The 21,233-nt window shown below is 57.9% G+C and carries 16 protein-coding genes; 6 read left to right on the forward strand and 10 right to left on the reverse strand.

Features of this window, described 5'->3' with window-relative positions; genetic code table 11:
• Window positions 1-122: 122 nt before the first annotated feature.
• The 3 genes from B0E33_RS00110 to B0E33_RS00120 form a co-directional block, all read right to left on the reverse strand.
• A complete protein-coding gene (locus tag B0E33_RS00110; protein WP_077290055.1) occupies window positions 123-1,214 on the reverse strand; it encodes a metal-dependent hydrolase in 1,092 nt (363 codons plus the stop codon).
• Window positions 1,215-1,433: 219 nt separating this feature from the next.
• Window positions 1,434-3,278, reverse strand: a complete 1,845-nt coding sequence (gene ilvD, locus B0E33_RS00115; RefSeq protein WP_031270774.1) for a dihydroxy-acid dehydratase — start codon at window positions 3,276-3,278, stop codon at window positions 1,434-1,436.
• Window positions 3,279-3,479: 201 nt separating this feature from the next.
• Window positions 3,480-4,451 (reverse strand): AraC family transcriptional regulator, encoded by a 972-nt coding sequence (locus B0E33_RS00120; protein ID WP_077290056.1) that lies wholly within the window; start codon window positions 4,449-4,451, stop codon window positions 3,480-3,482.
• Window positions 4,452-4,588: 137 nt separating this feature from the next.
• On the opposite strand from B0E33_RS00120, the gene B0E33_RS00125 reads away from it, so the two are divergent.
• Window positions 4,589-4,993: a DUF4345 domain-containing protein gene (locus B0E33_RS00125; protein ID WP_077290057.1), complete on the forward strand. Its 405-nt coding sequence runs from the start codon at window positions 4,589-4,591 to the stop codon at window positions 4,991-4,993.
• 92 nt (window positions 4,994-5,085) lie between these two features.
• On the opposite strand, the gene B0E33_RS00130 is transcribed toward B0E33_RS00125, so the two are convergent.
• From B0E33_RS00130 to B0E33_RS00140, 3 genes are all read right to left on the reverse strand, one after another.
• Window positions 5,086-6,192 carry an alkene reductase gene (locus tag B0E33_RS00130; RefSeq protein WP_077290058.1) on the reverse strand — a complete coding sequence of 369 codons (1,107 nt, stop codon included), beginning with the start codon at window positions 6,190-6,192 and terminating at the stop codon, window positions 5,086-5,088.
• Between the two features lie 112 nt (window positions 6,193-6,304).
• On the reverse strand, window positions 6,305-6,904 hold the full coding sequence (locus B0E33_RS00135) for a TetR/AcrR family transcriptional regulator (protein WP_077290059.1): 600 nt from the start codon (window positions 6,902-6,904) through the stop codon (window positions 6,305-6,307).
• 103 nt (window positions 6,905-7,007) lie between these two features.
• On the reverse strand, window positions 7,008-8,207 hold the full coding sequence (locus B0E33_RS00140; protein WP_055653752.1) for an ABC transporter substrate-binding protein: 1,200 nt from the start codon (window positions 8,205-8,207) through the stop codon (window positions 7,008-7,010).
• Between the two features lie 294 nt (window positions 8,208-8,501).
• Here B0E33_RS00140 and B0E33_RS00145 point away from each other — a divergent pair, with 294 nt between their 5' ends.
• The 3 genes from B0E33_RS00145 (at window position 8,502) to B0E33_RS00155 (ending at window position 11,724) form a co-directional block, all read left to right on the forward strand.
• Window positions 8,502-9,686: an SH3 domain-containing protein gene (locus B0E33_RS00145; protein ID WP_167579470.1), complete on the forward strand. Its 1,185-nt coding sequence runs from the start codon at window positions 8,502-8,504 to the stop codon at window positions 9,684-9,686.
• Between the two features lie 227 nt (window positions 9,687-9,913).
• Window positions 9,914-10,390 carry a hypothetical protein gene (locus tag B0E33_RS00150; RefSeq protein ID WP_077290061.1) on the forward strand — a complete coding sequence of 159 codons (477 nt, stop codon included), beginning with the start codon at window positions 9,914-9,916 and terminating at the stop codon, window positions 10,388-10,390.
• 143 nt (window positions 10,391-10,533) lie between these two features.
• Window positions 10,534-11,724 (forward strand): lytic murein transglycosylase, encoded by a 1,191-nt coding sequence (locus B0E33_RS00155; RefSeq protein ID WP_077290062.1) that lies wholly within the window; start codon window positions 10,534-10,536, stop codon window positions 11,722-11,724.
• A 116-nt stretch (window positions 11,725-11,840) separates the two neighbouring features.
• On the opposite strand, the gene B0E33_RS00160 is transcribed toward B0E33_RS00155, so the two are convergent.
• Both B0E33_RS00160 and B0E33_RS00165 read right to left on the reverse strand, forming a co-directional pair.
• The gene (locus tag B0E33_RS00160; RefSeq protein WP_208997735.1) at window positions 11,841-13,442 is read right to left on the reverse strand and encodes an arylsulfatase; all 1,602 of its coding nucleotides are present in this window, start codon (window positions 13,440-13,442) and stop codon (window positions 11,841-11,843) included.
• A gap of 227 nt (window positions 13,443-13,669) precedes the next feature.
• Window positions 13,670-14,218 (reverse strand): cupin domain-containing protein, encoded by a 549-nt coding sequence (locus B0E33_RS00165; protein WP_208997736.1) that lies wholly within the window; start codon window positions 14,216-14,218, stop codon window positions 13,670-13,672.
• Window positions 14,219-14,553: 335 nt separating this feature from the next.
• On the opposite strand from B0E33_RS00165, the gene B0E33_RS00170 reads away from it, so the two are divergent.
• Entirely contained in the window at window positions 14,554-16,581 is a 2,028-nt protein-coding gene (locus B0E33_RS00170) for a methyl-accepting chemotaxis protein (RefSeq protein ID WP_167579471.1), read from the forward strand.
• Window positions 16,582-16,764: 183 nt separating this feature from the next.
• On the opposite strand, the gene mdlC is transcribed toward B0E33_RS00170, so the two are convergent.
• Window positions 16,765-18,369, reverse strand: a complete 1,605-nt coding sequence (mdlC, locus tag B0E33_RS00175; protein WP_077290064.1) for a benzoylformate decarboxylase — start codon at window positions 18,367-18,369, stop codon at window positions 16,765-16,767.
• 144 nt (window positions 18,370-18,513) lie between these two features.
• Window positions 18,514-19,218 (reverse strand): metal-dependent hydrolase, encoded by a 705-nt coding sequence (locus B0E33_RS00180; RefSeq protein ID WP_077290065.1) that lies wholly within the window; start codon window positions 19,216-19,218, stop codon window positions 18,514-18,516.
• A 235-nt stretch (window positions 19,219-19,453) separates the two neighbouring features.
• Here B0E33_RS00180 and B0E33_RS00185 point away from each other — a divergent pair, with 235 nt between their 5' ends.
• Window positions 19,454-21,229 (forward strand): autotransporter outer membrane beta-barrel domain-containing protein, encoded by a 1,776-nt coding sequence (locus B0E33_RS00185; RefSeq protein ID WP_156912295.1) that lies wholly within the window; start codon window positions 19,454-19,456, stop codon window positions 21,227-21,229.
• The last annotated feature ends 4 nt before the right edge of the window (window positions 21,230-21,233 follow it).

Here is a 21,233-nt window from a genome sequence, read left to right on the forward strand (position 1 = left end):
TTCAAGCAGCTAACAATCTGTAAAACCTGAAGAATTTCTGCCGCCACTTGCCAACAGGCAGTTTCACTTCAACTCACACAAGCGGATTGCAGGAGCATCTTTTTCAACGGCCCTGCAGTGTTCTAACCGGTAGTCCCATCAGGGAGCGCACATGCCCGCCCGGCAATGGCCTCTCCAGTTCCAGCAACAGCTGCCTCCGCCTGGCGCACCGCTACCACACCCTTGAGCCGGGCAGTCAGCCACGTCCAGTCTTGAGGATCCACCCTCACCTCTCCCGTTGCGCTTCGTGGAGGGATCTCCCGGAAGCCATCGTCCTGGGCGTCGGCAATCGCAAAGCGGAAAACATAGTTCGGGGTCATGCCCATGCGCAGATCGGAGATGACAAGCTTTCCGTCGTCCAGTTCGGCCCTGTAGTAGCCACGGCTGAACCAGTCCAGTTTCCGGAAGGCCTGCGTATCTTCAACACAGGAAACGAGTTCCGGGTGTCGCGGATGGGTATAGATCTCCGGTGTCCCGCCGTCGTCCAGAAGCGAATAATACAGATTGTCGTAGCGGTCTTCCTGAAGGCCGATGACCTTCCAGACGAGAATGTTGAAGGGAGCAGCAATTGCAAAAACCTTGTCTGGAAGAATGCCTTCCTGCCTGAACAGATCCTGCGCTTTCTGCTCGACATGACGCTGAAGGACGACGCTCAGGCCAAGATATCCGGTCGAAACCACCAGCGCAGCCGTCATCCAGGCCTGAAAGCGCCGTGTCCAGTTTTTCCTGAACAGAGCCCAGATCACGACGGCCAGAAGAGGCAGGGTATAGAGCGGATCAATAATAAACACCGACCCGACGCCGACGGGATCTGGATAAAAAGGCCAGAACAGCCGCGTGCCGTAGACCGTCATCGCATCAATGCCGGCGTGGGTGGCAAGACACAGGAAGACAGTAAGCCAGGCCAGCCAGCGGCAGTCCCTCAAGCCCTTGAACAGCCTTATGAGCCCCTCACCCAACAATGGCGCCGCCAATGCATGTACAAAGACCGAATGGGTCCAGCCGCGATGGTAGACAAAACTGTCGATGGGATCGTCATAGGGGATCAGGACATCCAGGTCCGGCAATGTCCCGAGGACACCGCCGATAAGAGCAGCCTTTCTGGGGCCAAGTTTTTTGCCAAGGAGTGCTGTGGAGACGGCTGCGCCGAGAACAAACTGGGTAAGAGAATCCATCTACTGCCTTGGATCTGAACCGGAAGGTAAGCCGGATATGTGCGGCGGAAGCATGCGAATGACAAGGGTCTTTGGCGAATTGATTTCCCGAACCACCTACAAGCCTTCAGTCTGAAGCGATTGTCTTGCCTTGTCATAACCTTGAAATGACAAACGCCCCGCGGCCTTTCGGGCGCAGGGCGTTGCAGTTTCGGTGCCGAATTTCAGTTCAGCTCGTCGTCAGTCGACCACCCGGAAGGCACCCTTGGAAGCGCTGGTGGTCAATTTGGCGTAGGCGCGAAGTGCCGTTGAAACCTTGCGCTTGCGGATCTCGACCGGCTTCCAGGCCTGATCGCCCTTTGCTTCCATTGCAGCGCGGCGTTCGGCAAAGACTGAATCCGGCAGATCGACCTTCAGAACACGGTTCGGAATATCGATCACGATAGGATCGCCTTCCTCGACCAGTCCGATAGCACCACCTTCGGCAGCTTCCGGCGAAATGTGGCCAATGGACAGGCCCGAAGACCCACCCGAGAAACGGCCATCGGTGATCAACGCGCAAGCTTTCCCGAGACCCTTGGATTTCAGGTAGCTGGTCGGATAGAGCATTTCCTGCATGCCCGGACCGCCGCGCGGACCTTCGTAGCGGATCAGCACCACGTCGCCTTCCTTGACCTTGTTGGTCAGGATCGCGGAGACGGCACTGTCCTGGCTCTCGAAGATCCGAGCCGGACCGGAAAACTTCAGGATGCTTTCGTCAACACCGGCAGTCTTCACCACACAGCCATCCTCGGCAATGTTGCCGTAAAGCACGGCGAGGCCGCCGTCCTTGCTGTAGGCATGTTCAGCTTCTCGGATGACACCGGCCTTGCGGTCGATGTCGAGATCGTCCCAGCGACGCTCCTGGCTGAAGGCAACCTGTGTCGGCACCCCGCCCGGCGCTGCCCGGAAGAAATTGTGCACGCTCTCGGAATTCGTCTGGCGAATATCCCAACGCGAAAGAGCTTCCTTCATCGTTGCGGAGTGGACGGTCGGAAGGTCCGTGTGCAGCAGCCCTGCCCGGTCCAGTTCGCCGAGAATACCCATGATGCCGCCCGCCCGGTGGACGTCTTCCATGTGGATGTTTTCGACCGCGGGCGCGACCTTGCAGAGCACCGGAACCTGTTTCGACAGACGGTCGATGTCATCGATCGTGAAGCCGATTTCGCCTTCATGGGACGCTGCCAGAAGGTGCAGGATCGTGTTGGTGGATCCACCCATGGAGATATCGAGGCTCATGGCGTTCTCGAACGCCTTGAAGTTCGCAATGTTCCGCGGCAGCACGCTTTCGTCGTCCTGCTCGTAGTAGCGTTTAGCAAGATCGACGATCAGATGCCCAGCTTCCACGAAAAGCCGTTCGCGATCTGCGTGGGTTGCCAGCGTCGAGCCGTTGCCCGGCAAGGCCAGACCAAGGGCTTCCGTCAGGCAGTTCATGGAGTTCGCCGTGAACATGCCCGAGCAGGATCCGCATGTCGGGCAGGCATTCTGTTCCATTGTCAGAACGTCTGCATCGGACATCCGGTCGTCGGCAGCGGCAATCATCGCGTCGATCAGGTCGACAGACTTGGCAACGCCATTTTCCAGCACCACCTTGCCGGCTTCCATCGGCCCGCCGGAAACGAAGACAACCGGAATGTTGAGCCGCATGGCAGCGTTCAGCATGCCCGGTGTAATCTTGTCGCAGTTGGAAATACAGACCAGCGCATCCGCGCAATGGCCGTTGACCATGTATTCGACCGCATCGGAAATCACTTCGCGCGAGGGCAGCGAATAGAGCATGCCATCGTGACCCATGGCGATACCGTCATCGACCGCGATGGTGTTGAATTCCTTGGCGACACCGCCAGCCTTTTCCACTTCTCGGGCAACCAGCTGGCCAAGGTCCTTCAGATGGACGTGGCCCGGCACAAACTGTGTGAAGGAGTTGGCGATGGCGATGATCGGCTTGCCGAAGTCGTCGTCCTTCATGCCGGTCGCGCGCCAAAGGCCGCGCGCACCAGCCATGTTGCGGCCGTGAGTGGATGTTCTGGAACGATACGGGGGCATTTTCGTTTCTCCCTACGTGTGCAGGCCTTTGTCCCTCCGGCGCGACGTGCTGCCGGAGCGGATCAGGTTTCCGCGCCCGATTTAGCTCTGATATGGGTTTGACAGGTTTTTTTGCCGAACGAAAGGCCGGAATGGGAAAAAAGAGTACGCTCCGGTACGGTTACCAGTCACAGCTGTGGCCGATGCTGAAATCACTCCGGTTTATTGCCTTCGATACGCCCCCGGCGACGTCCCGACAATTCGTTTGAAGGCCCGTGCAAATGCTGCTTCGGACTCGTAGCCGAGCCCGATGGCAATCTCCGCCAGTGTACGCTTTCCGTCCCTCAGATCCATTCGTGCCAATTGCATGCGCCAACGCAGGGCATACTGCATGGCACCTTCCCCGGTCAGCTGCTTGAAGCGCGCGGCAAACGCGGAACGTGACATACCAGCTCTTTCCGCCAATCTGGCAATGGTCCAGCCTTCCTGCGGAGCCCGGTGAAAGGCCTGCAGGGCCCGCCCGATCTTCGGATCGCGCAAGGCTGCAAGCCAACCTGTTTCAAGTGCCTCGTTGCTCTGCAGCCACGCCCGGATCGCCTGTACGACGAGAATATCCGTCAGGCGTGTCAGCACCGTTTCTCCGCCCGGCTGCGGATTGCGCGCCTCTTCTGCCAGGTATTTCAGCGTGCTGTAGATCCATGGGCCAGCGTGCTGAGCGAAGGTGTCCAGTCTTATGAGCGGGGGCAACAGCTGCTGCAGTCGTTCGGCTGCCGCGTGGTCGAGCTTCAACACACCACAGGTCATCCGGGTGACGGCCCCGCCCCCATCAAAAATCATGGTTTCGTAGGACGGGCTGTGGCGGATGGCAGGAATGTCGAACAGAGGCGTCGCGACAGCTTCGGCATCACTTTTCATGACAACCGGCTTGCCATGCGGCAACAGCACAAGCTGCCCGGCGGTCAAGGAAATCGTCTCGCAGTGCTCGGTCTGCAGCAAACAACTCCCCTCGGTCACCACCAGAAGAACCATCTGTCCACCCATGTCCGGAACATCAATCGCCCAGGGAGCTGACAGTTCGGGATTGCAGTAGAAGGTTCCCGTGAGCCTTAGAAGATGCAACACATCGCCAAGCGGGGCAAAATCCAGCGAAGGCGAGGATTGGTCAGCTTGCAAGACCGGGCTCGGCAAGGACATCAGGAACTCCCTCTTGAACGCTGGTCACCTGCCCAGAAATATGGACGATCTGCAAGTTTTCTTATTCTTTATATCATAGATCATCTGGCGCTCGTATCAGATCCTGGTTTCCAGTTCAAACGAACCGGAGACAGCCAATGAACACCCTGAGCAAAAAAGCCGCCCTCGCCCTGTCCGCCCTGACCTTTCTGGTGATCGGCTCCCTCATCGTCTTTGCGCCGGAGCTTCTGTTTTCTTCAAACGGAATAACCCTCAATCCCTCCGCGGCGATGATGAGCGAGGTTCGCTCCCCCGGCGTCCTCATCTTGCTGGCGTGTTTCGCCGCTTCGATGGGTCTTTTCTATCGTTCGTGGGAGACAATCGGATTGCTGGTGTCCGCCGCCTTGCTGCTTGGCTATGGCACAGGCCGGCTTGTCAGCCTGGCCCTCGACGGCATGCCCCCTGCACCACTTGTCGCCGCTGCCGCAGTGGAGTTGGGACTTGGCTGCTGGTGTGCCGCTCAACTGCTTGCCAGCAGGGCAAATCCCCCTTTGCACGCATAAAAAGAAAGCCGGTGCGGGTCGAAACCCTGCACCGGCTATCCTTCAGACCGCCCCGGAGGGGGTGGATGTCGGGCGGCCCGAAACCTTCTGGATTACTCCGCCGCGACAGACGCTTCTGCCAAGGTGGGATAATCCGTGTAGCCTTTTTCGCTGCCGCCATAGAGCGTATCGGTATCCAGCGCGTTCAGCGGAGCATTCTTCTCCAGCCTCTCGACCAGATCCGGATTGGAGATGAACGGACGGCCGAACGCGACCAGATCGACTACGCCTGTTTCCACTGCCTCAATTGCGGAAGCACGGTCGTAACCGTTGTTGCCCATATGGGCGCCGTCGAAGAGTGCGTAGAGAGCTGACAAATCACCACCATTCGGGATATCGCGCGGACCACCGGTCTGGCCTTCAACCAGATGCAGGTAGGCAAGACCATAGCCGTTGAGCAATTTGATCGCGTGCGAGAAGGTCGCTTGCGGATTGCTGTCGGCAATGTCGTTGGCGCTGGAGAACGGGCTCAGCCTGATGCCGACCCGGTCACCACCCAGCACACCAACGACGGCATCCATGACTTCCTTCAGGAAGCGGGTCCGGTTCTCGATGGATCCGCCGTAGGCATCGTCACGCTTGTTGGAGCCGTCGCGCAGGAACTGGTCGATCAGATAACCGTTGGCAGCGTGCACTTCGACACCGTCGAAGCCAGCTTTCTTCGCGTTTTCGGCGGCTTTTCTATAGTCCTCGACAATGCCCGGGATCTCGCTGGCGTCCAACGCACGCGGTGTTGGCGTATCAACGAATTGCGTCCCGTCAAACGTCTTGGATTTGGCAGCAATTGCAGAAGGAGCCACCGGATCCGCGCCACCCGGCTGGAGAACCGGATGCGAAATACGGCCGACATGCCAGAGCTGAATGACAATCTTGCCACCTTTTGCATGAACCGCATCGGTGACCTTCTTCCAGCCCGCCACTTGCGCATCTGAATAGATGCCAGGCGTCCATGCATATCCCTTACCCTGCGGCGAGATCTGCGAGGCCTCGGTGATGATCAACCCCGCTCCGGCACGCTGATCGTAATATTTCACTGTCAAATCATGCGGTGCATCGTCTTCGTGCCGAGCCCGGTTGCGGGTCAACGGTGCCATCACGATACGGTTCTTCAGTTCGATTGCCCCTGCCTTTGCGGGCGAAAACAGTTTTGCTTCTGACATGTTCTTCTTTCCTTTTGAAGTTTGTCTGCTTCACTATTTCTGGACTAAACAGTCCAATATTATGCGTACAACTCCGTGGTTCTTCACGAACGCTTCCACACCGCCCGGGCGATTATGGCATCAGGACGGTCCGTGCCTGCTTCAGGGTTCTGGCAATCCGCTCTGCCGGAACTCCAGCCTTGCGCAGCGCCAGGGTTCCAATGGCAAGCGATGAATAGGCGCTCGCCCTATCCCGGACAGCGTCCGGGTTGTCCGGGTCGATCGCCCTGGCAAAGAGGTCTTCGATGTTTTCCAGGTGACGACGGCCAATCTCGGCAACCTTGTCGTCATGGGGCGCAAGTTCGGTGATGCAATTGACCAGAAGGCAGCCCCTTGCCCCCCCTTTCGGATCGGACAAAGCCTGCATCATCGCGTCCACCGCGTCATCTTCAGCGGTTTCGGCAACTTCCTTCAGGCCACGGATTCCGTTTTTCGAATAATGCTCCAGCGCTCGCAGAAACAGCGTCTGCTTGCAGCCGAAAGTGGCGTAGAAACTGGAACGGCTAAGCCCCATTGCCTTGGTAAGATCGTCCAGAGACGTCGCTTCGAAGCCCTTCTGCCAGAAAACATGCATGGCCGCCTCAAGCGCCGCCGCTTCATCGAAGCTGCGCGGCCTGCCCGGACCTGCCGTGCGTTTTTCCGAGCCGGAAATATGGACCTCTGCGTTTCTCATGCCTCTGATATGGACTACGCAGTCCAGAATGCAAGAGGAGCAAGTCCGATTTCTGGACTGATCGTTTCAGATCATCCCGATGCCTGGTCTGTGCAAGATAAAATTACATACGGCACGAACCGGCATAGGCATCGCCGACATCGTCGAAGACCCGGGCAACGGCTTCCATCTCATAGAGTTTGCTGGTGCGCCGGACCCCTTCCACAATATAGAAATCCTGAATGGGAAACTGGTTGGAATTGAAGCGGAAGTCGCCTCGAACGCTTTCAAAGGGAGCCGCACTGATAGCCGAAATCAACGCTTCCTGGTCCTTGATGCCCCCGGTCAGTTCCAGGGCAAAATGGATCAGCTTGGCAGCATCATAGCCTTGCGCAGCGTAGACCGAGGGCTCGTACTTGTAGGCCTTGCTGAACTCCCGCACGAACCTCTTGTTGGCCGGATTATCAAGGTTGGGCGCCCAATGAGATGCGCTGTAAAGTCCCTCAGCCATCTCCGCCGTATAGGGTAGCGTGACGGCATTGACCGTGTCGGACGAGAGGAACGGTACAATACCCTTCAGCCCGGAAGTGTGGAACTGTTTCACCAGTTCCACCCCCATGCCACCAGGCATGAAGGTGAAAATCGCATCCGGTTCTATTTCCTCGATCTGCTTGAATTCATCCGAGAAATCGGTCTGACCCAGTTTCGGGAACAATTCGCGGGCGATCTGTCCCTTGAAATGGCGGCGGAACGCGGCAACGGCATCCCGGGCAGCTTCATAGTCCGGAGCGATCGTGACGACGTCCTGGTACCCTTTGAGGCTGGCGTAACGCCCCATCGTCTCGTGGACCTGATCGTCCTGTGACGCAGTTGAGAAGAAATAACGGCTGCAATTGCGCCCGGCGATCGGCGCAGGCCCGGAATGCGTTCCGATAAACAAGGTCTTCGACCGCACGATAGGATCGTGCACGGCAAGCATCACCTTGGAGAAATTGACGCCGACGATGAGATCGACGCCATTTTCCTCGATCAGTTTCGTTGCCTGCTCCAGCGCATTGTCCGGATCCAGCTTGTCATCGACCACGATTACATTGGTGGGCAAGCCACCAAGCGCGCCATTGGATTGCTCGACGGCCAGCATGAAACCGTCACGCATGTGTTCACCATAGACGGCCGCCGGGCCGGACAGTGTCGCCAACAGGCCGATCTTCAATTCCTGCACATCCTGCGCGGCCGCCGAGTGGCACGTGAGCGCCATTCCAGCAGCAACGCCCGCCGCCAATCCGACCGTTCGAGAGATGAGGTGAGAGATCCAGCGCGTCATGATCTTTTTGCCTGTCGTTTCTGGCTTCGCCTTTCGCCCTGCCCGGGCGAAATGCCTGCCGTTCATTCTACCGGCAGGCCGTTTGCGCGCAGTTTGTCAGAGACAGGTTAGGCTTTTGCAAACGCACATCCATTTGGCCCCGCAAGACCACAGACCCGTCACATTTCATGCAAAATTCCCTACTGCCGCCGCAATCCGGCCTGCGTGCCGACGCATTAACGAAGATTAATGCTCCGGTACCCAGATATGGCAATCGCTCCGAGCGTGCCCGAACCGCAAAACCAGGAGGGCCACATGTATTCCGTCACCGCGCCAGCCAACACTTGCGACTTCCCCGAAGGCCACGATCCGGACAATGCACCTCAAAAGAACGAGCTGAAGCTCGTCGTTCCCAACGATCCGTCCAAGGACGATGAAGTCCCTCTTAGCGAAACCGAAGTTCACACAGTGGCGGCAGACACAGGTTCTGACGCCAGCACACTTGCCGCCAAGATCCTGCAGATGCATGCAACCGCCGACGAACTGAAGCCGACAGGCTCCCGCCGCCCAACGCTGACAGGTGCAACGGACGAATCCGGCTTTGATATGCCAGGCGTGTTGCGCACTCCGGTACGAGGATCCCGGAATATCGGTCTTCAGCCTGAACAAGTCCCTGCACCTGCAGCCGCTTACAAAGCGGCAGCCAATTTCCGGCATGGTCCGAGTTTCAGAACCCTGCTGATCAGTACACTTGTGATTGTCGGCGTCGGCACAGGAGCAATCTATTTGAGCCTGAGCGACCTGCTGGCCGGCAAAGACGCAGACAGCCGCACGGTCCAGACCCAGCAGATCAATACCGAACCGACGATCGAGAGCCTGATTGCCGGCGCAGATCCCGAATACCAGGGCAGGACGGATCTGACCGCAACACCGACCGCAAGCGCAGAGCAGGTAAAGTCGGCCAAGGACCGTATCCGCGAGGTATTCGCCTCAAGGTCGATCGCGTCCACTGCACCTGAAGACCATTCCAACCCGCTGGGGCATGACACCAACAAGGTTGCCGACGACAAGATCCAGTCGCGACTTGCTCCAGCTCAGCCTGCCCCCGTCAGAACAAATAGCCAATCGGCACGTGGCACCACCAATACGCTCGTTGCCAGCGCTGCTGCAGCAGTGCAGGAGACCGACGAAAATCCGGTATCGGATGCATCGCCGCTGGGAGCTGACATTCCGGCCGTCACGGCACCTGACACCGACACTGCATCCGCCTCTACTCCGGAAACCAGCGCCGCTGCGTCGGACTTTCCTCTTTCGGCAAAAATCAAGTCATCGGTGAACCTGCGTGAAGCGCAGAACAAGGATGCGACGGTTCTGGCCGTCATCCCGGCTGGAGCCGAGGTTCGCTTCAACACGTGTGGCAACTGGTGGTGCGGCGTTCAGTATGACGGCAAGACCGGCTACGTAGGTGAAAGTTTCCTGGAACCCCAGCAGCAGCCATGAGTAAAACCTGCGATTGCCAGGTAGAGCCTTGTTAAGTGTCGAAGCGTAATATCCCGTCGATTTAAGTTTGCCCTGCGGACCGCGGGGACAGTTGCATCGACGGGCGCAATCAGCAGCGCCTGTTTCGATTGCTCTCGATATGTCGCAACATTTTTCCGGCCGGTCTCGGCATTTGGATTGTTGCGCTTTCGCGGTGCAAGTCAGGCACTGCAGACAGGAGACGGACCATGGCAAACCGTGCAGCCCTCAACCTCAGCGCTTCCCTTCTCTTCACTTTCCCGGCCGCAATCACACAAGCTCAGGCGGATGGAACCGATTGCACAGTCTATGCGACCGACTATGCCAACGCCCGCATGGGCAGCGGTGATGTCGTCGGAGATGCTGTGTCCGGCGGCATGGCCGGAGCGGTTGTTGGCGGTGAATGGCGCGGGGCTTCGGGCGCTTATCGTGGCGCCCGCGCCGGTGCAGCGCTTGGCGTCCTGGACAACATGGGCTCAATGTCCGGCGGTTGGCAGGCTCTTTACGACATGGCCTACCAGATGTGCCAGCAGCAGACGTCCGGGGTAAACGCCCCCTATTACCAGTCCCCCAGCGTCGGAACGTCTTCCTCCGACTGTCGTTCCTCGGCCAGCGTCAACGCGCCGCTGAAAAGATCCCCGAACGGCGGCATCATGGTCGGCTCTGATTTCGGCTATTGCCGCTAGCACCGCAGCTTGCTGCCAAAGACTTGGTGGAAGAGCCTTCAGCTCGCCCTGCCGACGGGTTGACGTTACAGGCGAAGCACAGTCAACTATGGCCGATTTTTAAAGGCTCCGGCCTGCCTTTGCGCACAACGACAGGATTTTTCATGACACTCCGCTTCTCCCCGAAAATCGCTGCCACCGCCCTCGCCGGTTTCTGGCTCGCCACCGCGCCTGCTCAGGCGCAGCAGTGTGGCGGCGACTTCCGGCAGTTCCTTGCAGGCGTGAAACAGGAAGCGATTGCCAAGGGCCTTTCCGCGAATGCGGCAGACCAGACCCTGGCGGGCGCGCAGGTCGACCGCAAGGTGCTGTCGCGTGATCGGGCGCAGGGTGTCTTCAAGATGACCTTCCTGGACTTTTCCAAGCGGGTCATTTCCGGCTACCGGATGAAAAACGGCGCCGCGAACATGAAGAAATACGCGAGCGTGTTCCAGCGCACCGAATCCGAATACGGCGTTCCGGCACCTGTCATTACCGCTTTCTGGGCGCTTGAAACGGATTTTGGCGCGGTTCAGGGCGATTTCAACACCGTCAACGCGCTGGCCACGCTTGCTCATGATTGCCGCCGCCCGGAACTGTTCCGGCCGCAACTGATCGCTGCCATCGAGATGGTCCAGCACGGTGATCTTGACCCGCGCAGCACCACCGGCGCCTGGGCAGGTGAGATCGGTATGGTTCAGATGCTGCCGGAAGACATCATCAAGTTCGGCCGCGACGGCGATGGTGACGGGCACGTGAAGCTGAAGGAAAGCGCCGCCGATGCCATTCTGACCGCCGGCGCCTTCATCCAGCATCTGGGCTGGCGCCGCGGAGAGCCCTGGCTGCAGGAGGTTAAGGTACCGCAGAACCTCAACTGGGCCGAAAGCGGGCTCGACAAGACCAAGACCGGTGCCCAGTGGGCGGCTCTAGGCGTGCAGCCGCGCTGGGGTCAGATTTCCGGCAACCTGCCCGCTTCGCTGCTTCTGCCCCAGGGCCGCAAGGGGCCGGCCTTCCTCGCCTATCCGAATTACAACATCTATCTGGAATGGAACCAGTCGTTCGTCTACACGACCACTGCCGCCTATTTCGCGACAAGGCTCGCCGGCGCACCGGTCTACACGGAAGGCAACCCGGACCTTGGCCTGGACGACGCCCAGATGAAGCAGCTCCAGTCGAAGCTATCCAGCATGGGTTATGACGTCGGCAAGATCGACGGCATCCTCGGTTCCGGCACCCGAAATGCCGTGCAACAGGTGCAGCAGAAGCTTGGCATGCCGGCCGATGCCTGGCCGACACCTGAACTGCTGAACCGTCTCTGAGGTCCAAAATCAGAAGACCGCTAATTGCTGCGGTTCTGGACGACACATTGGCAAATGCGCAAAAAGCCCGGAGCCTTGCGAAGCTCCGGGCTTTTTATTGTCGTGACAAGCTTAACTCAGTTGCTGCCGCTCATGCCGGCTTTCAGCTTTTCCTCAATCGCCATCAGATTGAAGGATCCAGGTGTCTGGCTCGGCGGATAGTCCTGCATGGTTTGCAGGAACCTTGAGGCCAGGGCCTGGATCGGAACGATCACGAACGCACGGTCAAGCAACCAATCAAAGTAGATGTTGGCGTTGTGCTGCGCCTTTTCGAAAGGATCCCGGCGCAGGTTGAAGATCGCCGGAACACGGAGTTCGGTGAAGGGCTCCTGCCAGACGCCGAAGGCCTGACCACGGTTTTCCAGGAAAACGACCTTCCAGTCGTCGTACCGGGCAGCAACCACCTGACCATCGTCATTCACGTACCAGAATTCATGACGCGGCGAGGCATCCGTCTCGCCTTTCAGATAGGCGTTGAGGTCGTAACCGTCGATGTAGTTGCGGTAAGTCCGGCCACCGAGTTCAACACCTTCAAGAAGCTGTTCCTTGATATCCGTCGCCCCTGCAATCGCAGCGAAGGTCGGCAGCCAGTCTTCGTGGGCAACAATACCGTTCAGCGTCACGTTTTCCTGAAAGACACCAGGCCAACGAATGAAGGCGGGTACACGGTAAGCGCCTTCCCAGTTGGAATTCTTTTCGCTCCGAAACGGCGTCGTGCCGGCATCCGGCCAGGTGTTGAAATGCGGGCCGTTGTCGGTCGAATACATCACCACCGTGTTATCGGCGATGCCGAGTTCGTCCAACAGGTCCAACAGCTCGCCGACATGCATGTCATGCTCGACCATGCCGTCGTGATAGGTATCCCCGCTCGGACCGGCAATCCCTGTGTGCTCCTCCTTCACATGTGTGCGGAAATGCATGCGGGTTCCGTTCCACCAGACAAAGAAGGGAACGCCCTCTTCCACCGCTTCGCGGATGAAGCGCTTGGCTTCCGCAAGCGATTCCTCATCGACAGTTTCCATGCGCTTCTTCGTAAGAGGACCGGTGTCCTCGATCTTCTGCGTTCCGTCTGCATTGGCCCATGTATGGAGGACACCACGCGGACCGAACTGTTCGCGGAAAGTCTTGCCGTTCGCCAGAACCATATCACCCGGATAGTCCCGGTTTTCCGGCTCTTCTTCGGCATTCAGATGATAGAGATTGCCGAAGAACTCATCGAAACCGTGGTTTGTCGGCAGATGTTCGTCCAGGTCACCCTGGTGGTTCTTGCCGAATTGGCCGGTCTTATAACCTTGTGCCTTCAGAACGGTCGCCATGGTGACGTCGGTTTCCTGCCAGCCTTGCTCTGCTCCCGGCAGGCCAACCTTGGTCATGCCTGTGCGCACAGGCACATTGCCCCCGATAAAGGCGGCGCGGCCGGCCGTACAGCTTTGCTGGGCGTAATAGTCGGTAAAGGCAACGCCTTCCTGTGCGATCCGGTCGATGTTGGGCGTGCGGTAGCCCATCATGCCACGGTTGTTGTGGCTGATGTTCCAGGTGCCGATATCGTCCCCCCAAATAGCGAGAATATTCGGCTTCTGCGCTTCCTGCGCCAGACTTGTCTGGGATGTTGCGGCAAAAGCTGCCGCAAGTCCGAGAACCACCGCGCTCAGACGCGGCAACATGCGAAAATGGCTCATGAAAACTCCCACCTGAATGGTTGCTTGGACTGCGCGTTCAGATTGCAGATGCATTTTCACCCCATCTGACAGGCAGTCTACAGTTACCTTAGGTAAGTCTTCCAATCTGGCAAGGAATTTTCAATATTTTACATAAAGTTCGCATTCCCAAAGGTATTGACAATCGGCCCAGGCTTCATCAATCAATGGGTGTATCGGACAAAGAGGCAGTGCGCGGTGCCCCGCGCTTATTCGACCTTGTTCTTGTTTGCACCCGGCTTGTCTTCGGCAACCGTTGCCACACCGTCATCACCGAGCAGGAAAACAGCCAGGATCTTGGCCGGCCCTTCGCCGGTGTTCTGCCCTCTGTGGGTGATATCCATCGCTTCCAGAAGACCGTCACCGGTGCGGTAGACCTTCTTGCCAAGCTCCTCGTAAGTAACGGTAATCTCGCCTTCCAGAATGTAGGCAAAGAGCGGCGCGTGATGCTGGTGCCATTGTGTTTCCTCGCCCGGCTCCATGGTGATCTCGATGGCCTTTATGGAAGGGTTCGATTGCGGAAAAGCGACCTTTTCACCGGCAACTGTCGTATCTCCGGAAAACACGTCCCGCACCGTCGCATAAGGTGTTTTGGCGGCAGCTTCTTCGTCCTGCGCGGCTTTGGACCCTGGCTTGGCATGCGGCTTGGAAGGCGCGGGCTTGCCGTCAGGCGTGATCGACTTGTCTGCCGACAAGACTGGCGTCGCACAAAGGGCGCCGCTCAGTACCGCAATGAAAGCAAAGCTGGACAGCTTCATGATAAGTCCCCGGTTATTCACTTGCTTGGGTGGCTGGGCCAAAACGACGGCTTGGCTACCATCAAAATGTGCTTGCATTGTGCCTGACGATTGAAAGCACAACAATATTCTCACAATGACTTGAACAACTTATCACACACCAAAGTGCATTCAGCCATTCGGGTGCATAGAAGCATCGTCATACCCCAACGATAAACACACCAAATATTTTTACTGCTCTCTGAAACATATACTTAAAACTATCAATGTTCTTTTCTCCTACCATCTGGCGAAATACTTATTTAATCCAAGCCCCATACCATCAGAAAACTCACTTCAGACATGTTGAGGCTCTCATGAGATTCGGAATTTCCCGCAAGCTGGCGCTGGTATTTGGTGCCCTGGTTCTGGTTTCCCTGTCCATGGGGTTCTTCTCCTACAGTCTCATGAAAAGTGTCGCGAGCGAAGGGGAACACCTGGGAGCAGAATTGGCGCCGCTTGGGGATGCCGCGATGGAGATCAAGCTCACCGCGACGCATGCGCATTTGCTCTTTGAGGAAATCATGTCCGGTGACGACGGCGAGAGCATCGACGAAGTCTGGAATCTCCTCGACGAAACACGGTTTTACGCGAACGCCATATTAAACGGCGCGAGCAACGAAGAAGGAACCTTCTACCCTTCCCGCTCCCCGGAAGTCCGCGAAAAGATCAAGGAAGTTCTGGCAGCAGTCGACGAGTTTGTTGCCTCCGCCCAAGGCCGGTACGCTTCCCTCGCAGGCGATCAGGGTGTCGGCAGTTCGGCTGACGAGAAGTTCGATGCGATCTACGACGATCTGGAACAGAAGATCGCTGCAATCTCCGCACCGCTGACAAATGATGCGAAGGCGCAAGCCCTGGCAGGTGAAGCAAGGTTCAGTCTTGCGCATGGACATTTGCTGGTCGCGGAAATCCTGGGCGGTGATGCCGGTGAGGAATTCGCAGAAGCTCTGGGCAGTTTCGAAAACGCCCGGAAAGCGCTTGAAGCCCATCCGGACCTTCAGAAGAGCAAGGACGTTCTCGCCCAGATCGGCGAACTGATCGACCTTGCGAACGTTCGACACCAGGCCATGCTTTCAACCGAGAAAGCCGGCTCGGGAGCCGATGTTGCCTTTGACGAAACCTTCGAACGTTTCATCGCCCTGGCGGATGACGCCGAAACGCTCATTCACCAGGAAATGGATAATGGGTTGTCATCCCTGCGCTCGGCCGCAGAAACGTCCAATGCACTTCAGGTCGGCGGCACGCTGGTGCTTACGCTATTTGCGGCAACAGCCTGGTTCTATTTCAGCCGCACTATCGGTCACCGCGCACGGCAGCTTTCCGAAAATGCCAACCTGCTGGCATCAGGCCAGCTTGAAATCGAGCGACCGACCTGGCGGGCAGCAGATGAGCTGGGCCAGCTCCGCGACACGCTGGACGTCTTCCAGGGCTCTCTGGTTGAACAACGCCAGTTGGCAGAAGAAGTCGACCGGCAGCGCGAGGTCCAGGCAGCAGACCGCAAGAAGCTGATGCACAGGCTTGCAGAAGATTTCCGTGCCAGCACCGAAGCGGTCCTCGCGGCTCTCGACAATGCCACAGAGGGTCTGCAGGTTGCCGTTGATATGTCCACCAAGGCCGCCGAGGACTCCGGCTCAATCGTGCAATCGACCACTCACGCCGCGGACAATGCATCCGGCAAGGTCGATACGGTTGCCGCCGCCGCAGAAGAGCTTACCGCCTCCATTGCGGACATCAGCAGACAGGTGGAAGCGACCGCGTCCGTGGTTGCCTCGGCCACCGGCCAGGCCAGCTTGACCAACGAGAAGATTTCAAACCTGGCCGACGCAGCCGACAAGATTGGTGAAGTTGTCGTTCTTATCCAAGCTATCGCCGAGCAGACGAACCTGCTTGCACTGAACGCAACCATCGAAGCGGCGCGGGCCGGTGAAGCAGGCAAGGGATTTGCGGTGGTCGCGGCGGAAGTGAAAGAGCTGGCGACCCAAACCTCAAAGGCGACCGAGGAAATCGGCGGGCAGATTGCAGCCATTCAATCGGAAACCAGGGAGGCTGTGCTCGCAATCGAACAAATTTCAACGACCATGACAGAAGTCGACACTCATACGACAACGATTTCCGCCGCGGTGTCACAGCAGGGCTCGGCAACAACCGAGATTGCCGCAAACGCGCAGGAAACGTCTTCGGATACCAGCGTCGTTTCCCGCAACATGATGCAGATGCAGGAAGCCATTCAGGCGCTTGTTCAATCCTCCGACCAGCTCCGAGGGTCTTCTTCCTCCGTTCAGGATCAATCGACCAATCTCAGGAAATCTCTGGACGACTTCCTCGCCCGCCTGGATGCAGCCTGATGGCTTCAGCAACGTGTTGGCTGGCGGCAGGTCAGCTGCCGGTCAGCCAAATCGCCTCTCCTAAAGCTTCAGCGCATCGCCTGACCTTGCGTACGGCTTGGTACTCTTGAACTTTACGTGAGGCGAAATCCCCTCGCTCGCCGGTAAAAATGGCATTGCACGATGAGTGCTGCTTTGAACCGTTTATCCAAGCAACGATCTGAGCTTCGGTGATATTTCCACCTCGATCACCGTCGTTCCCCTGTAGGCCAGGGCTCCGGAAAGAGCGGCCTTGAATTCGTCGGCGGTTTTCGCCTTCGCAGTCTTTGCGCCGTATCCACGCCCAAGTGCCTCGATATCAAGACCGGGCAGATCCAAACCCGGAACGTTCGGCGTTTCCTCCAGGATCGCAAACTCCTTCAGGATCGCATATTGACTGTTGCGCATGGCAACGAAAACCACATGCGCTTCCTCCTGCACGCCGGTGTAGATGCTCTGCACCGAATACTGGAACGAGCCGTCACCGATCACGGCGATTACCGGCCTGTTGCGTCCGCTCGTTTCCTCGGCAATCGCAAGACCGACAGCGGCCGGCATGTCCCAGCCGAGACCTCCGGAAGCAAAGGTGTAGAACGTATCCGGCTTGTCGATCGGAATTTGCCGCTCCAGCTCGATGACGTTGGATGGCGATTCCTCAACCAGCACGAAATCTGACGGCGCAGCCTCCCGGATCAAGCTGTAGACTGCATCCGGCGTCAATGGCAGGGCCGAGTAGTCGGGTACCGGCGCCGGATCCTTTTTGTAGGGATTAGGCTTTTCCTCACGTCGATCCAGCTGAGGCAGGATTGCCTGAAGAAAAAGCCTGCTGTCCGAGACCAGGCTGTCGCCAACCGGGGCCTTGGCCGCCATGTCCGGATCGTCTGTAATTTGCAGCAGCTTTGTGCCTGCCGGAAGGTAGTCTCCCGCGACATATGGATAGTAGCGGAAGACCGGTGCTCCGACGGCGATGACCAGATCGTGCCCCTCGAGCCGCTTGCAGATGGGGCCGATGGCCGAAGGCAACGTGCCGGCGTGGAGCCGATGACTTTCCGGAAATGGCGTGCGCTCCGCGAAAGGCGCCGTCAGAACCGGGGCAGACAGCGTTTCTGCGAACGCTATCCCTTCGTCCCAGGCTTCTGACCGGGCAATGTCCGAGCCGTAGACCAGAACCGGAGTTTTTGATGCGTTGATACGCTCAGCGAAATCTTGGATTCTGGCAGGGTCGGCGGCCGAACGCAGAGACACGGACCGAACTTCTGCGGGTCCCTCCATTTCCTTGTCCCAGTCGTCCAGCGGGAGAGACAGGAACACCGGCCCGCTCGGCTGCTGGATCGCTGCCGCGTAGGCCCGCATAAAAGCGGCCGGCACGTCCTGGGCCCTTGCCGGTTCATAACTCCACTTCACCCATGGCTGGGGCAAAAGCGTCGCATTGATGTTGGTAAGAAGCGGCTCGAGCAGCAGCATGTCTCGGGTCTGCTGTCCGGCGGTCAGAATGAGCGGTGTCTTGTTCTGGTAGGCGGTCAGGATGCAGCCCATCGCGTTACCGAGGCCTGCTCCTGTATGGACATTCACAATGACAGGTTTGCGCAGTCCCTGCGCCAGGCCGTCAGCGATGCCGACGACGCTGGCTTCCTGCAATGAAAGCACGTAACGGAAGTCATCCGGGAAATTCTTCAGAAAGGTTTCTTCAGTGGACCCGGGATTGCCGACGATAGTTGTCAAACCGAGCTTGCGAAGCAGATCGAAGGTAACGTCTTTTACAGTCGGCATATTATCCTCCGCTTGACGCTGAAACCAAAGCTCCCAGCGTCACAAAACAAGAAAACCACCCCTACTTCTTAAATTTCTCGGAAAAAGACTAAACCTCTGCCTCCAAGTGAGACAAGCAAAGATTGCTTCTCTTGAGTGAACCCGTCAGACGTCAATCGGTTCGCCGGGATTTGGCTTTACCACCTTGTCGCGATCGCCGCCCATTGCCTCAAGGAACGTATCCGCCGTCTGGTCGATGATCGGGAACGAGCCGTAATGGCAGGGAATGATCGTATCGAAGTTGAAGAAACGGGTGCAGGCGAGCGCTGCCGACTTGCCGCCCATCGTGAAGCGGTCACCGATGGGAACAAGCCCGATCTTCGGCTGGTAGATCTCGTCGATCAGGGCCATGTCGGAAAAGATGTCGGTATCCCCCAGATGATAGAGCGTCTTTTCCCCAGGGGCTTCGATGATGACACCATGTGGATTGCCCAGATAGACGGCCTCACCGCCTGCCTGGAAGGACGACGAGTGATCAGCGCGCGTCAGCGCGACGCTGAACGGTCCAACGTTCACCTTGCCGCCGGAATTCATGGGACTGATATTCTCGATCCCCTGCCGGTTGGCCCACATGCAGATTTCGAAATTGGACGTCAGCTGCGCGCCGTTTTTTTTCAGGATGTCGACGGCATCACCGATATGATCGTTGTGACCATGGGTCAGGATGACATGCGTTACGCCATCTGATGCCTGATCGACTGACAGGCTCTCGGGAAAAGACGGATTTCCGGTAAAGAACGGATCGAACAGGATGGATGCTCCTTCAATCTCGATCTTGAAGGCGGAATGGCCATACCAGGTCAGTTTCATCACGGTCTCCTAATTCGACGACAGATTGCCTGGACCCTATCAGCGGCAGCCGGTCCGCAACAAGCTGAATGCGTTCAATGTGCCCTGCAGGGCACGGTCTCGTTATCGATATTTTTGACAGTGCATCTGTGCAATTATGGCAACGCCTCAATTATTTCAACAACCAGAGCTGGCTTCCCCTTCTGCTTCAACGCAAGATGACGTCGGGGATTCGCGAGACTTTGGAGCTATGCCGATGCGATTGCGTTCGAAACGTGCCTGGCTGCAAGTCATCTGCCCGGCAGCTCTGCTCTTCAGCAGCCTTTCGACATCCGCCCTTGCCGCCAATTGCAAAAATGATGGCGGCTTGCTTTTTCTGGGAACCAACAAGTCTGATAGCCGTTCGATCTGGGTTTCCGGAACAGTCACGGGGGATTACCGGCTGGAGGCCGCCCAGGGCAATCAGACCGTCGACACATGGTCCCGCTCCAGCACGGGCCTCCATCTGTCCACTTCTCCGGTCGTTTCGAGCGGAAACGGTGGAACACACAGGCTTTTTGGCGTTGATGGCGGGTCTGATTGCCTGATTGACACACAAAACCAGAAACGCAACTTCCAGCTTCCCGACAACATCAAGCCGCCAAGCCTGATAAAGCCTCCGATCGGAAGGCTGTTTCCGGATTTCGGACGGCCGGTTCCTCCGATCGCGGCCCTGCCCCCAAGCGGAGTGCTGCCCGGCCTGCCAGGCCCGATTTCGCCACCCTCTAGCGGCGTCACTCCGCCAATAGGGACACTGCCACCGGCCGGACTTTCACCCGGACGTCCCGGACTTCCCGGACTTCCCGGAACAGCCTCACCACCAATCGGCATTTTGCGGCCTTCAGGCGTTCTACCAGGGGCACCTGGAGCGGTTACACCTCCCATCGGCACGCTTCCCCCATCCGGTGGACTCCCCGGCTCTCCTGGAGGGCCAGGCACTGTCACGCCACCAATCGGAACCCTGCCGCCCGGCAGCCGCAATCCAAATCAACCGAGCCTTCCGGCTGGCTTTGTGCCAGTCAGGCGCGCTGATGGTCAGGTGATCAGCTACTGCGTCGATCCACGATCAGCCGAGGAGACACGGACTGACAATGCACAGACGTTCTGCACCCGGGAACAACTGCTGGCCGCCGGACGTCTGCAGGCGCAGGACGAAGTTCCAATCACACCGGGCCGGGATCTGATCGAACCGACACTCTGGAATGCCTGGAGCACGGTAACCGGGGTCTACAGCGACGACCGTCGTTTCGGCAGGGACTTTCAGACACTCAGCGGGACCGCGGCATTCGGTGCCGACCGCAAGCTGACTGAAGATATCGTCGGCGGTATATCCGTGACCTTTGAAACCATCGACACCGACGGTTTCAATTCCCACCTGACAATCGACACCCAGGGCTTTGAAATCGGCCCCTATGTTGCCGCACGAATTTCTCAGCACTGGGCAGTTGACGGCTCGCTGAGCTATGGCTTTTCAAACAGCCAGTCGGATATCTCTGTTTTGAGCGGCGAATACAATACCCATGAACTCGGCGCGACTTTCAGTGTTCACGGTCAGTACTCGCTGAGCGAGATCCAGGTACGCCCCAAGGCGACCGTAACCTTCAACCGCGTGTTTTCCGATGGTTACGATCTGAACGGGACGATCCTCAACCGGGCTGTAAGCGTTCCCATCTCGGGCAATGCCGCCTCTCTGGGTACAATTGAACTTACGACCGAATTCAGCCGTCAATTCACCTTGCAGGACGGGCTTCTGATCCAGCCCTACGTGGAAGCAGGCGCGGTATACGAATATTTGCGACCGAACGACGGCAAGATACTCGATGATGAATTGAACTTTGTCACCGCATCGGCCTGGAGCTTTACGCTGCGCGGCGGGGCGACTACCCTGATTGCGGAGAACGTGACGCTTGATGCAAAGGGAGGCTATCTCAGCCTGGGCCAGAACGGGCTGGACGTTTGGGAAGGGCAACTTCGTGTTGCCATCGGGTTCTGAGTGA

The sequence above is a fragment of the Roseibium algicola genome (genome assembly GCF_001999245.1).
Lineage (GTDB): Bacteria > Pseudomonadota > Alphaproteobacteria > Rhizobiales > Stappiaceae > Roseibium > Roseibium algicola.

Bases quoted from the DNA above. Each gene is read 5' to 3' on its own strand.
- B0E33_RS00110 (WP_077290055.1), bottom strand. From the start codon at position 1,214: ATGGATTCTCTTACCCAGTTTGTTCTCGGCGCAGCCGTCTCCACAGCA.
- ilvD (WP_031270774.1), bottom strand. From the start codon at position 3,278: ATGCCCCCGTATCGTTCCAGAACATCCACTCACGGCCGCAACATGGCT.
- B0E33_RS00120 (WP_077290056.1), bottom strand. From the start codon at position 4,451: ATGTCCTTGCCGAGCCCGGTCTTGCAAGCTGACCAATCCTCGCCTTCG.
- B0E33_RS00125 (WP_077290057.1), top strand. From the start codon at position 4,589: ATGAACACCCTGAGCAAAAAAGCCGCCCTCGCCCTGTCCGCCCTGACC.
- B0E33_RS00130 (WP_077290058.1), bottom strand. From the start codon at position 6,192: ATGTCAGAAGCAAAACTGTTTTCGCCCGCAAAGGCAGGGGCAATCGAA.
- B0E33_RS00135 (WP_077290059.1), bottom strand. From the start codon at position 6,904: ATGAGAAACGCAGAGGTCCATATTTCCGGCTCGGAAAAACGCACGGCA.
- B0E33_RS00140 (WP_055653752.1), bottom strand. From the start codon at position 8,207: ATGACGCGCTGGATCTCTCACCTCATCTCTCGAACGGTCGGATTGGCG.
- B0E33_RS00145 (WP_167579470.1), top strand. From the start codon at position 8,502: ATGTATTCCGTCACCGCGCCAGCCAACACTTGCGACTTCCCCGAAGGC.
- B0E33_RS00150 (WP_077290061.1), top strand. From the start codon at position 9,914: ATGGCAAACCGTGCAGCCCTCAACCTCAGCGCTTCCCTTCTCTTCACT.
- B0E33_RS00155 (WP_077290062.1), top strand. From the start codon at position 10,534: ATGACACTCCGCTTCTCCCCGAAAATCGCTGCCACCGCCCTCGCCGGT.
- B0E33_RS00160 (WP_208997735.1), bottom strand. From the start codon at position 13,442: ATGAGCCATTTTCGCATGTTGCCGCGTCTGAGCGCGGTGGTTCTCGGA.
- B0E33_RS00165 (WP_208997736.1), bottom strand. From the start codon at position 14,218: ATGAAGCTGTCCAGCTTTGCTTTCATTGCGGTACTGAGCGGCGCCCTT.
- B0E33_RS00170 (WP_167579471.1), top strand. From the start codon at position 14,554: ATGAGATTCGGAATTTCCCGCAAGCTGGCGCTGGTATTTGGTGCCCTG.
- mdlC (WP_077290064.1), bottom strand. From the start codon at position 18,369: ATGCCGACTGTAAAAGACGTTACCTTCGATCTGCTTCGCAAGCTCGGT.
- B0E33_RS00180 (WP_077290065.1), bottom strand. From the start codon at position 19,218: ATGAAACTGACCTGGTATGGCCATTCCGCCTTCAAGATCGAGATTGAA.
- B0E33_RS00185 (WP_156912295.1), top strand. From the start codon at position 19,454: ATGCGATTGCGTTCGAAACGTGCCTGGCTGCAAGTCATCTGCCCGGCA.